This window comes from Prolinoborus fasciculus (genome assembly GCF_056724605.1).
In genome coordinates this window covers 17,247-29,673 of record NZ_JBWZQN010000045.1, presented here as the reverse complement: position 1 = coordinate 29,673, position 12,427 = coordinate 17,247, and the positions used below count along the sequence as shown (strand labels likewise).

General features: G+C 42.6%; 12 protein-coding genes. 7 read left to right on the top strand and 5 right to left on the bottom strand.

The window, feature by feature from the left end; all coding sequences use genetic code 11:
* Positions 1 to 387: 387 nt before the first annotated feature.
* Positions 388 to 960 (bottom strand): peptidylprolyl isomerase A, encoded by a 573-nt coding sequence (locus tag AC1P5O_RS11340; RefSeq protein WP_004647112.1) that lies wholly within the window; start codon positions 958 to 960, stop codon positions 388 to 390.
* A 103-nt stretch (positions 961 to 1,063) separates the two neighbouring features.
* On the opposite strand from AC1P5O_RS11340, the gene AC1P5O_RS11335 reads away from it, so the two are divergent.
* Positions 1,064 to 1,738, top strand: a complete 675-nt coding sequence (locus AC1P5O_RS11335; protein ID WP_004647113.1) for an acetoacetate decarboxylase family protein — start codon at positions 1,064 to 1,066, stop codon at positions 1,736 to 1,738.
* Positions 1,739 to 1,809: 71 nt separating this feature from the next.
* Here the strand turns inward: AC1P5O_RS11335 and AC1P5O_RS11330 are convergent, their stop codons facing one another.
* On the bottom strand, positions 1,810 to 2,880 hold the full coding sequence (locus tag AC1P5O_RS11330) for an alpha/beta hydrolase (protein ID WP_004647114.1): 1,071 nt from the start codon (positions 2,878 to 2,880) through the stop codon (positions 1,810 to 1,812).
* A gap of 217 nt (positions 2,881 to 3,097) precedes the next feature.
* Here AC1P5O_RS11330 and AC1P5O_RS11325 point away from each other — a divergent pair, with 217 nt between their 5' ends.
* The 6 genes from AC1P5O_RS11325 (at position 3,098) to AC1P5O_RS11300 (ending at position 9,647) form a co-directional block, all read left to right on the top strand.
* Positions 3,098 to 3,598, top strand: a complete 501-nt coding sequence (locus AC1P5O_RS11325; RefSeq protein WP_004647115.1) for a hypothetical protein — start codon at positions 3,098 to 3,100, stop codon at positions 3,596 to 3,598.
* Positions 3,599 to 4,567: 969 nt separating this feature from the next.
* Complete coding sequence (gene grpE / locus AC1P5O_RS11320; protein ID WP_499006025.1) at positions 4,568 to 5,149, top strand: nucleotide exchange factor GrpE; 582 nt, start codon at positions 4,568 to 4,570, stop codon at positions 5,147 to 5,149.
* 118 nt (positions 5,150 to 5,267) lie between these two features.
* Positions 5,268 to 7,208, top strand: a complete 1,941-nt coding sequence (dnaK, locus tag AC1P5O_RS11315; protein ID WP_086044256.1) for a molecular chaperone DnaK — start codon at positions 5,268 to 5,270, stop codon at positions 7,206 to 7,208.
* A gap of 146 nt (positions 7,209 to 7,354) precedes the next feature.
* Positions 7,355 to 8,185: an OXA-134 family carbapenem-hydrolyzing class D beta-lactamase OXA-283 gene (locus tag AC1P5O_RS11310; RefSeq protein ID WP_004647119.1), complete on the top strand. Its 831-nt coding sequence runs from the start codon at positions 7,355 to 7,357 to the stop codon at positions 8,183 to 8,185.
* A gap of 109 nt (positions 8,186 to 8,294) precedes the next feature.
* Positions 8,295 to 9,164, top strand: a complete 870-nt coding sequence (locus AC1P5O_RS11305; RefSeq protein WP_499006024.1) for a matrixin family metalloprotease — start codon at positions 8,295 to 8,297, stop codon at positions 9,162 to 9,164.
* Positions 9,165 to 9,281: 117 nt separating this feature from the next.
* Complete coding sequence (locus tag AC1P5O_RS11300; protein WP_004647121.1) at positions 9,282 to 9,647, top strand: hypothetical protein; 366 nt, start codon at positions 9,282 to 9,284, stop codon at positions 9,645 to 9,647.
* Between the two features lie 56 nt (positions 9,648 to 9,703).
* On the opposite strand, the gene erpA is transcribed toward AC1P5O_RS11300, so the two are convergent.
* The 3 genes from erpA to AC1P5O_RS11285 all read right to left on the bottom strand — a co-directional run bounded on the left by erpA (position 9,704) and on the right by AC1P5O_RS11285 (position 12,372).
* Complete coding sequence (erpA, locus tag AC1P5O_RS11295; protein ID WP_004281944.1) at positions 9,704 to 10,039, bottom strand: iron-sulfur cluster insertion protein ErpA; 336 nt, start codon at positions 10,037 to 10,039, stop codon at positions 9,704 to 9,706.
* A gap of 121 nt (positions 10,040 to 10,160) precedes the next feature.
* Complete coding sequence (locus tag AC1P5O_RS11290; RefSeq protein ID WP_499006022.1) at positions 10,161 to 11,171, bottom strand: putative solute-binding protein; 1,011 nt, start codon at positions 11,169 to 11,171, stop codon at positions 10,161 to 10,163.
* A 274-nt stretch (positions 11,172 to 11,445) separates the two neighbouring features.
* A complete protein-coding gene (locus AC1P5O_RS11285) occupies positions 11,446 to 12,372 on the bottom strand; it encodes a putative solute-binding protein (RefSeq protein WP_499006020.1) in 927 nt (308 codons plus the stop codon).
* Positions 12,373 to 12,427: the final 55 nt, after the last annotated feature.

Below are 12,427 nucleotides of genomic sequence, written 5' to 3'. Positions count from 1 at the left end.
AATTTTCTGACAAATATTTCTCAAATAAACTTCGAGTAATTTCTACCATCAATCAATGAAAATAATTTCGATCAATCAACCAGTAAAAATCCACACAAGTTGTTCTTCATAATCTCTTAATGATCTTTCCAACACCTCGTCAGTGCCAGAAGCTGGACTTCGATAAACTTAACAACTCCGCCATTCTGCTTCGTTCGTTTCCGTCTATCTCGTCGGTATGTGCTCATTATAGGGCAATTTCTTACACGTGCAAGCGCTTTTAACGCACAGGAATCACGAGTGTTTTATTTTTATGCACCAAATTGGTTCAATTCCATACAATTCATTACATAAGTACATATTTTTAAAACAGAAATATAAATTAAATATTTCTGCTTTATTCTATGCCTAGTTTTTCACGACTGGTGCTTTAATCGTCACACTGGTGATTTTTACAGGGTTCACCGGCACATTTTGATGCATTCCATAGTTTCGGGTCGGTACTTTAGCAATCTGATCGACGATATCCATACCTTTAGTGACCTTACCAAATACCGCATAGCCGGCATTTCTAGCAGAACGATCCAGGAAATCATTATCGACCAGGTTCACAAAGAATTGTGCTCGGGCAGAATCCGGCTGATTGGTACGCGCCATGGCTAAAGTACCGCGTTTATTTTGCAGACCATTCGATGATTCATTTTTAATGGGTGCTTGAGTATTGGCTTTTTCTTGCATGTTCACATCAAAGCCACCACCCTGCACCATAAAGCCTGGAATGACGCGGTGAAAAATCGTGTCCTTATAGAAGTTGCTCTTTACATAGCTTTCGAAGTTCTTTGCCGAGATTGGAGCTTTGTCATTGAAGAGTTCAATTTCAATATTTCCAGATGAAGTCTTCATCTCAATAATCGTATTTGCAGCGAAGCTTGGTAGACTGACCGCAGCAAGTGCGATGACACATAATGATTTCTTTAACATTTATTAACTCATCTACTTAGAAGTAATGGTTGTGAATGACTATATATTAATCTTTTATAACTCATAATGCAGTGACCTGCCGACTAAAGACAAGAGAATAAGAATGAAGCATGCATTATTACAGGAGCAAAATATCCACCAGTTTCCACCTTGGCATTTGCAGGGTGAGGGTTTTATTCTGAATTATTGGCTGACCCCAAGCTTTATTGAGCAAGCGAAACAGTTCCGTATTGCGCCTTCTCCGCTGGGTCGTATGGTCCAAGTCTTATTGGTGCGTTATCACACTTCGCCGATTGGCCCTTATGAAGAGTTACTGATTCTGGATCATCCTTTAATTAGTAAACGGCGCCTCAGCTCGATTCCTAAAATTTATGTGTCTACCCATGAGTCTGTGGTACACGGTCAGCATTTATGGGGCATTCCCAAAGAACATGCGCAATTTGAATGGCAGGAAAAGGATCAGGAAGTACTGTGTCAGATTCAACACCAGAACCAGCATATGACGATTCGGCTGAAGAAAACCAAATCTGCACGCCAGTTCTATATTAATAGTCATCATATTCCAGCGTCTATGTTGAAAATCCAGCAAGCCTGGAAAGGCCAGCGTTTTCAGTTTAGTCCACAGTTTCGCGGTCACCTCTCCAAACTCTCGCAAGTAGAATGGCAAGATGCCGAGAATATATTTCCAGACTTTTCCAAAGCCAAATTGCTGCAAAGCTTTTATGTCCCCAAATTCAATCTGATCTTTCCTGAAGCGCAGATCAGCAGCAAAGTATAAGAACTGATAAAAACCTATCTATAAAAAAAGGTGTTTCATGAGAAACACCTTTTTGCATTTATGCTTTCGATTTAACTATTTTTGTCCCAGAATTTGCGGAAGTTCTTGCTGATCTCAATCACATATTTTTTGGCACGGCGGGAGATCGGGGTCAGGTTGATAAAACCATGGGCCTGATCGGTATATTCATCATAATGAACAGCTACACCATTCTGACGCAACTTGTGTGCATAGATTGAACCCTCATCATGCAGGACATCATGACGTGCTGTAATCACATAACTTGGCGGCAAGTTTTGCAATTCACCATAGGTCGGTGAAATCAGCGGATCATCCAGTTCAATCTGATGGGTTTGGGCATACATTAAGGTCACCAGATCAATATCCTGCTCTGAAAGTACCAGTCCATCTTTATAGGCATAGAAAGAAGGATGGCGGCTTTTAAAGTCGACCGCCGGATAAAGCAAAAGCTGCGCTCGTGCAGCATAAGATTTGCCTGCACTGCGCTGTGCCACGACAGTAGCCAGATTTCCACCCGCACTGTCCCCTGCCACGGCAATCCGGTTTTTATAGACTTTTAGCTGCTTGCTATGCTGATGTGCCCACGCCAAGGCATCTTCACAGACTTGTACCATCTGCAAGGGGCTAAATTCTGGCGTCAGCGGATAAGCTACGCTTAGCACCTGTACTTTGGCATGTACTGCCAGCAAGCGACAGAATTCATCATGGCTGTCCAGACCGCCCACCATAAATGCACCGCCATGATAAAAAATCACCATCGGCAACTTCTTTTGTGGAGCTGGATGATAATGCCGGGCAAAGATGCTGCCACTCTGTAGAGGAAGGCGGAGCTCTTCAACAAATTTGACCGCGGTCGGTCTAGCCCGGATGGCTTTCATACGTGCATCAAACAATGTGCGCGAATGAGCCAGATCCTCACTAATAAAACTGCTATGCCCCTGTTTTATCTGGATGGCCATCAGGCATTTAACCAATGGATCTAAATCAGGATAAACATGAGGATAATCCAGAGCCTTGACCAATGCTTCCTGTGCAATGCCAGGTAAGCGGTCCAGCATACGCGCTGCCGTCCCTTGTCCCTTTTCCATCACACTTTTCAGAACCGGAGGATTCACAGTCATTATTTTTAGTCCTTATTCTCTTAATTCTTCATAGTTTCTACACGATTAGTGTTTCAGTGACCATATTCTTATATAAGTCTTAATATCAATGTACATATAGCTTCTACTCGATACGTTACCCTCATTTATAAAAGATATCATTGACCGTTTAAAGGTTATTTTTGACGTACTTTTGCGAGCTTAAGTATATTTTTTATTACAAATCGGGAGGATGCCTATGGCTAGAAAAATTATAGCTCTGTCTTTGGCGACTGCATTTTTAGCTGTAGGCTGCGTCGCATTTCCTGAAGATGGTGGCTATTATGACGGCCGCTATGATCAGCGTTATGACCGTCGCTATGAACTGGACCGGCATTATGAACAAGATCGTCGCTATGAGCGGCAACGCTGGGAATATGAACAGCAACACAAACGTATTGAACTCGATCGACGTAAACAGGAATTACAACGTCGCAATTGGGAGCAGGATCGTAAAAGAAAGTTAGAGCTTGATCGACGTAAAAGCCAACTGGAACGGCAGCGCCATGAACAGCAACGTAAAAATATCATGACGCAACGGCAAAAACAGGCAGAAGCAGAACGCAAGCGTCGTCAGGATCTGGAGCGTAAACGTGCAACAGATCAGCGCAGTAAAAAAGTCCAGCAAAATCGTTCTAATCAACGCTGGAATGACAACCGACGCCATCAGGAACAACGTTCACGGGATCGTCGTGACTAAGACTTGAATCACCCTCTCTATTAAAAGCCCAGACTGGGCTTTTTTAATGAAAAAGGTAGCTGCCAGATAGACAAAGACCCTAAAGAAAATTTCTTTAGGGCCTTTGCAGAGGGTTATGTTAAACGAACTTCCACTTCGCTTATGCTTCTCAGCAATTCAACCAGAACATCCTGTTCTCTACACAAATTATCCTATCGAATCAACTTGCTCTCATGAAGCGGACATTCACTATCCAAGCTGTAAGTTTTATCTTACAAACCGCTAAAATAGAGACGACTGATTCCAACAAATTCAAAAAAGGTAAATTCTGGACAAAAAAAGGCTTATCTAGAGAACAGGATAAGCCACGAAAACACATTTCAAAATAAGAAGAAACTACAGCGATAGAATCTGGAATAAATATTAATCAAAAGTTCATCTATTGTGAAAGACTTTATTGCTTAGATATTAATCGTTTTTATGTCTAATAAATAAACAGGCAAAAAAAAGCTGAGTTTTGGGGATACTCAGCTTGAAAAAAGCAATTCTAAAATAGGGCAACAGCAACCCGGTTCGGCTCTCTCCTCTGAACAAGGTCGCTGTTAATAGAAGTATGATGCAATTTTTTTACCAATACTTAAAACGGATTAAAATTATTAATTTGATTCAAAAATACGATTATTCATTTTTTATGTTTATATTCAAATACTTAATTCTTAGATTTAGTCGCGAATTGAATCTATTCAGTTCAAAATTCGGATTCATCGCTGCTGATGTCCGTGTATTTTATTCTCATCCTATCCTGCTGTTGTGTTCTGAATAGCTTGTTCTGCTATCCGCTGGATTCAGTATTTTGTATAAATCTTAAATTTAATCTGGGTCGACGCTTGAATTTTTACACCCTGCCCCGATTTCTTTAGGTAATCAAGAACTTCACAACCATGGCAGTTCAGCATAAACGCAGTGAACACTGAGGCCTAAGGACTGTACATGTTTAAGAACCCATTTAAACGGAGTAAATCAATGGCGACTGAGCAAAACGAGCAAGCTCAACAACTTGAGCAAGAGCAAGCGGAACAAGATACAGCGCAAACTCAAGCTGAAACCGAGCAGGCTGAAGTTTCCGTTGAGTTTTTACAAGAGCAGATTGCGCAGCTTGAAGGTGATTTAAAGTTAGAAAAAGCCCGTACCGCCAATGCAGTCTATGAAGCACAAAAAAGTGTTGAACGTATTCAGCGTGAATCTGAAAAGCATAAAGATACGGTTCTGGAAAAGTTCTCTAAAGAGCTTCTAGAAACAGTCGACAATCTGGAGCGTGCCATTGTGGCTGCAGGTGAAGAGCAAACACCATTGCGTGAAGGCGTTGAACTGACCCTTAAATCGTTATTGCATACCTTGGAGAAATTCGGGGTTGTGGCAGTAGACACCAACAACGGTTTCAATGCTGACCTGCACCAGGCAGTCGGGATTGATCCAAATGCCAAAGCCAATGAAATTGGGACTGTTTTGCAAAAGGGCTACACGCTCAACAGTCGCTTATTGCGTCCTGCTATGGTGATGGTCGGCGCTTAAGCCAAATAATTTCGGGAGTTTGTGAAATTTTTCAAAAAATTTACTTGAAAAAAATCGAACGGCTCTCATATCGGATAACAAGTGTAAATCACAAAAAAATTTTAGAGGAAACATCCAAATGGCTAAAATCATTGGTATTGACTTAGGTACTACAAACTCATGTGTTGCAGTACTTGAAGGCGACAAAGTTAAAGTAATCGAAAACGCTGAAGGCGCACGTACCACTCCATCTATTATTGCCTATAAAGATGGCGAAATTCTGGTAGGTCAATCTGCAAAGCGTCAAGCAGTAACAAATCCGAAAAACACATTGTTCGCGATCAAACGTTTGATCGGTCGTCGTTATGAAGACCAAGCGGTACAAAAAGATATCGGTTTAGTTCCTTACAAAATCATCAAAGCAGACAACGGTGATGCTTGGGTTGATGTCAACGACAAAAAATTGGCGCCACAACAGGTTTCTGCTGAAATCTTGAAAAAGATGAAGAAAACTGCTGAAGATTACCTGGGCGAAACCGTAACTGAAGCTGTTATTACTGTTCCTGCTTACTTCAACGATGCACAACGTCAAGCAACTAAAGATGCAGGTAAAATTGCAGGTTTAGAAGTTAAACGTATCATCAACGAGCCAACTGCTGCGGCACTTGCGTTCGGTATGGACAAGAAAGAAGGCGACCGTAAAATCGCGGTTTACGACTTGGGTGGTGGTACTTTCGACGTTTCAATCATTGAAATTGCTGACCTTGATGGTGACCAGCAAATCGAAGTATTGTCGACTAACGGTGATACGTTCCTAGGTGGTGAAGACTTCGATAACGCGTTAATCGAGTTCCTGGTTGAAGAGTTCAAGAAAGAACAAAACTTTAACCTGAAACAAGATCCACTGGCGTTACAGCGTTTAAAAGAAGCTGCGGAGAAAGCGAAAATCGAGCTTTCTTCTTCAAATGCAACTGAAATCAACCTTCCATACATCACTGCTGATGCGACTGGTCCTAAACACTTAGTGATCAACGTAACACGTGCAAAACTTGAAGGTCTGGTTGCTGACCTGGTTGCGCGTACCATTGAACCTTGCCGTATTGCGCTTAAAGATGCAGGTCTTTCGACTTCTGACATCTCTGACGTGATCCTGGTAGGTGGTCAGTCTCGTATGCCAATGGTTCAACAAAAGGTTCAAGAGTTCTTCGGTAAAGAGCCACGTAAAGACGTAAACCCTGATGAAGCAGTCGCAATGGGTGCTGCGATTCAAGGTGCGGTACTTTCAGGTGACAAAACTGACGTACTTCTACTTGACGTAACTCCGTTGACACTTGGTATTGAAACCATGGGCGGCGTGTTGACTGCAATCATCGAGAAAAACACCACGATTCCTGCGAAGAAATCTCAAGTGTTCTCAACCGCTGCGGACAACCAGCCTGCTGTAGACATTTCAGTTTACCAAGGTGAACGTAAAATGGCGCAGCAAAACAAATTGTTGGGTAACTTCCAGTTAGGCGACATCCCACCTGCGCCACGTGGTGTGCCACAAATTGAAGTATCTTTCGACATCAATGCTGATGGTATCTTGAAAGTATCTGCGAAAGACAAGAGCACTGGTAAAGAGCAATCGATCCAGATTAAAGCAAACTCAGGTTTGTCTGATGCTGAAATCGAAGCAATGATCAAAGATGCTGAAGCGAATGCTGAAGAAGACCGTAAATTTGAAGAGCTTGCAAAAGCACGCAACGAAGCGGATGCTTTAGTTGCTTCTTCACAAAAAGCAGTGAAAGATCTTGGTGAACAAGTAACAGCTGAAGAAAAAACTGCTGTTGAAACGGCGGTTTCTGAGCTTGAAGCTGCAACTAAAGAAAATGACGTTGAAGAAATCAAAGCGAAAACTGAAGCGCTGCAAAATATCATCATGCCAATTACACAACGTGCATATGAAGCTGCTCAAGGCCAAGGTGGTGCGCAAGGTTTTGACCCGAATGCATTCCAAGGCGGCGAAGGTCAATCTCAAAAAGCGGACGACGGCGTTGTAGATGCTGAGTTCACTGAAGTGAAAGATGACAAAAAATAATTTGTCGCTTTAACTGAAAAAACCGCGCGAAAGCGCGGTTTTTTTATGTCTCGACTTAAAAGAATAAAATAAAAATTACTAAAATTTGATCGTATTTTCAGGAAAAGCTGTTTAAGTTAAATCCAACATTAAAATACCCTGAACCCATGAAAATTCTAATTTTGCTGCCTTTACTTAGTTGCTTGGGCCTGACAGCGTGTAGCCTGCCCGTTTCATCTCTCCTATCTCAAAGCACTTCGACTCAATCGACTCAAGCCATTGCCCAATTATTTGATCAGGCGCAAAGCGCGGGTGTTCTAGTGATTCAGCGTGGTCAACAGATACAGGTTTATGGTAATGATTTAAGCCGTGCAGATACCGAATATGTTCCCGCCTCTACTTTTAAAATGCTCAATGCCCTGATTGGCCTGCAACATGGCAAAGCCACAACCAATGAAATTTTTAAATGGGATGGCAAGAAACGCAGTTTTGCAGCCTGGGAAAAAGACATGACTCTCGGCGAAGCCATGCAAGCTTCTGCTGTACCCGTGTATCAGGAACTGGCACGTCGCATTGGCCTTGAATTGATGCAACAGGAAGTACAACGCATCCAATTTGGTAATCAGCAGATTGGTCAACAGGTCGATAACTTCTGGTTGGTAGGCCCTTTGAAAGTTACTCCAAAACAGGAAGTCCAATTTGTTTCTGCGTTGGCCCGAGAGCAACTGGCCTTTGATCCTCAAGTCCAGCAACAAGTCAAAGCCATGTTATTTTTACAGGAGCGGAAAGCTTATCGACTATATGTCAAATCCGGTTGGGGCATGGATGTGGAACCGCAAGTCGGCTGGCTCACCGGCTGGGTTGAAACACCGCAAGCCGAGATCGTGGCATTTTCACTGAATATGCAGATGCGAAATGGTATGGATCCGGCGATCCGCCTTGAAATTTTGCAGCAGGCTTTGGCCGAATTAGGGCTTTATCCAAAAGCTGAAGGATGATGCAAATAAGCATGGGAAAGGCATTAAAATTAAGCTATATTTTTAAAAAATAGACATTTAAATAAAAAATATGCGTCTTCTGCTCTGTCTGCTCGTAGTGGGATTGATCATGTCTGCCTATCTACATATGCAGGCCCAAACCCATCCTCAACTGCGCTATAACTCGCTGGCTGATCGCTTGACGCATCCTTTCGATACACGCTTACGTTTCCGAATTGATCAGGTCGATTCAGGCTTTGGACTAAGTAAAGATCAAGTCATTCAACTGAGCAAGGAAGCGATCGAAATCTGGCATCAGGGAAGCAATCGTGATGATTTGATGGTCTATGATGAAAATGCCAGGCTGAGTATTCACCTGATCTATGATCAACGCCAGCAAGACTATGATGCCTTGAAGAAAGTCGAAAAACAGTTGCTGGCAGATGACGCCAAGTATCAACGTCAGGTCAAAAATCTGGAAGCATCCCATCAGCATCTGGAAAGTCAGCAGCAACGCCTGATCCAGCAAAGAGATCAGATGAATAGTGAATTTCAGGCCTTACAGCAACGACGCCGTCAGCCAAATTTATCTGCTTATGAACATGAGCAGATTGAATATGAGGTTTTGGCTTTACAGCGCAAATCGGAAAGTTTTCAACGGGAACTTCAGTACCTTCAGGAACAGCAAAGTTCCTTTAATATGAATGTTTCCATGCATCAACATGGTCTGCAAAACCATCAGCAGAATATCATTCAAGCCCAACAGCGTTTCCCTGCCCGCGAATTTCATAAAGGCGTGTTTATGGGTGATCAAATTCATGTCTATCAGTTTGATGCAGAAGATGATCTCCGTCTGACTCTGGCACATGAACTCGGACATGCCTTGGGGCTGTATCACCATAATGACCCGGAAGCACTGATGTATCCGGTGCTGGGTAAACAGAATCTGCAACACTTCCAGCTGCGACCTGCAGACAAGACCTTGCTTTATAACCGTTAAGTGATCAGCTTGAATTCCCTAATTAATTTAAGTGTATAAGTATTATAAAAAACACTCTATTCTGATTTCATGTTATTGTGATTGGCTACATTGTTCAGGCCATCTTTGGAGATTCGTGTGAGTTACTACCATATTTTAATTGAAGTAAATGACCACATTAGTACGATTGATGAAACCCGTGATATCGAAATCTTTGATATCGAGGACATCCAACCCTATCTTCATTCGATTTTGCTGCCTTATTTCAATGAACAACTGATTGAACTCGACGATGAAAATCTGGAATATAAAGATATTCTGCATCTGGAAATCAAACAGACTTTATTGCCGATCAATGACCTGATCGAAGAAGAACAGCGTCTGTTGCCAAGCGATACCGACATTACCATTAGCGCCTATGAAATTTTCAATAACCGCGAGTTGAGTCAGGATGTTACTACTGTAATCTTTGATCTGCTTGAAGCGGTAAAACTGGATAGCTAAACTTTCCTCCAGATATAAAAAAGTCCTCATTGAGAGGACTTTTTTTGTGCATGGATTTAGATCGAGAATGAAGATCCACAACCACAGGTCGTGGTCGCATTCGGGTTTTGTACCACGAAACGTGAACCTTCCAGACCTTCTAAATAATCTACAACTGAACCGACCAGATATTGATAACTCAATGAATCGACTAAGACTTTAACATCACCATTGGCAAATTCTGCATCATCTTCATTCTGGCTTTCCGCAAAGTTAAAGCCATAAGAGAAACCTGAACAGCCGCCACCGGTCACATAGACACGGAGCATTAAGTCTTGGTTACCTTCACTGTCACGCAACTGGCGTACTTTATTTGCGGCATTGTCGGTGAGCACAAGCGCTTGGGCATTCATGGCGGATTCCTCTGTTGAATGGAATGTCTTTAAAAAGAAAAGACCATATTTAAGTATAGCACACTCAATATATGGTCAGTCTGCACAGATTAAAAGTCAAATCAGAGTAATTTTATCAGGATTATTTGTAGTTCTCATCCTGTAAGGCACATTCAAAGTTTTTCGGATTCTGTTTGCAGCGGAATTGCCACAGCAATTTCATCATGCGTTTGTCATAAACGCCGCGTTTGGTCAGGTCAATTCGGGAATCCCGCATCATTTTCTGGTAACCCGGTTTGTCTGCTGCAGGAATATCCATCCAGTATTTTGCTGGAATGTCCGCTTTCATTTTCCCCAAAATACCAAAGGCACGTGGTAACTGACTTCTCACCCATTCACGTGATTTCTGTCCGTAACCTGCCGGAAATTTATCTGGACGGATAATGATATTACCAGTGACCTGCAACACCGGATAATTCACAATCGCGCCTTTGCTACCCAAGCCTTTATGTAATTCCAGCGGTTTAAATACTGCTGCTGGTGCACCAATAATATCCACTTGGCCATTGTTAAACTTGGCACCAAAATTGGTGACATCGGCACTCACTGCCTGTGCGCCGACCTGCTGTACCATGATTTTTTGTGCTTCATCATAATCAAGTACGGCAATTTTTTTACCGGCTGCTTTGGCAACGGTATTAATACTGCGGTCGTTCACTAACAGAAAAGCATCACCTACAGGAATGACACCGACTACCTCATATTTGCCTTGCAGCATATGTTTGGCAAAAGTTGGACTGGCCAGTCCCTGCATCACTTTAACCGCCAGATTCAGATCTGGAATTGCACCAATGGCATCGAGTGAACCAGTAAAATTATTAAATTGACGGCCACGCATACCGGTAACACTGATCCCATCACATTTCCCGGCTTTAAAATCTTCTGCAACCACCGCTTCATTGGTATTGACCCGCAGTTCGACATCTGCACCCCAGTTTTTGGCTGCCAACTGATAGTCTTTCATCACACTATAGACATCACCGTTTTTACCAACCAGATCAAATACGCAAATCACCTGTTTAGCTTGCGCCAGACCTGAAACAGCCAGTGTCGCCGTAGCCAATGCCAGTGCTTTCCATCCTCTATGCATCATCCTCATTTCCTTATCGCTTGTTTTTGTTATTGCACTTTTAGTCACATGTGATTGTTTTTTATATAAAACATGCGAATTTAATAGTTAATCAAGCTTAAGCTATTTTATTCGCTGCACAATGGCAGATCTGACCTGGTTCAGCCATAAAAAAAGCCTAGATCAATCTAAGCTTTTTTCTTTAAAAATCAGATTATTCGCCAGCAATTGAACATTCAAAGTTGGCCTTATCGACAGAACAGCGTGCACGTTTTAAGACCGACATCATGCTGGCATCCTAGATTCCGCGTTTGGTCATATCCATCCGGCCATCACGTAACATTTTCTGATACTTGGTTTTATCTTCAGCGCTCAGATTCATTTTATATTTCGACGGAATACCCGCTTCCAGACGGCTGATCATCCCCATGCTCTTTGGCAGGTTTTTGATAAACCAGTCACGCGATTTTTGTCCAAAACCTGCGGGGAATTTTTCCGGACGAATCACAAAATCAGAGGTGACATGCAGTACCGGGAAATTAAACATTGCGCCGTTATTACCCAGACCTTTATAGATTTCTAATGGCTTGTAGGCATAAGCAGGTGCACCGACCATATCCACCTGACCATTGTTAAATTTGGCGACAAAGTTAGAAACATCGGAGATCACTGCCTGCGCACCGACGCGCTGTACCATGATTTTCTGGGCATCGTCATAGCCGAGTACGGCGAATTTCTTCCCTGCGGCTTTTTCAATCGAATTGATATTCTTGTCACGAACAAAAATAAATGCTGAACCCAACGGTGAAATACCGGCAATTTCGTATTTTTTGCCGCCCATATTACTGACCATTTTCGCTGCATTACGTTTGTCCAGAGCAAAACTGATCGCACGCTGGGCAATGGCATTACTTGGTGCACCGCCCAGTGCATCAATAGAACCGGCAAATTTATTGTATTGACGGGCACGCATGGCTGTCATAAACACACCATCACATTTACCGGCCTTGAAGTCATTGTCGGCAACCGCTTCATCCTGACGGGCAATCAGATTGATTTCTGCGCCCCAGCCTTTTGCAGCCAGTGCCCATTCTTGCGCCATCTGGAAAGACTCACCGGATTTACCCAGTAAGTCAAACACACAGATATCGACTTTTTCTGCATGCGCCGCACTTGCAAAACCAAATGCAGAGAATGCAGCCAATGATAAGAGTGTTTTTTTCATTGTAGTTATCCTTTGAAATCTTGTTATTCGCTGAGTGTCCGTACACGGGACAAAT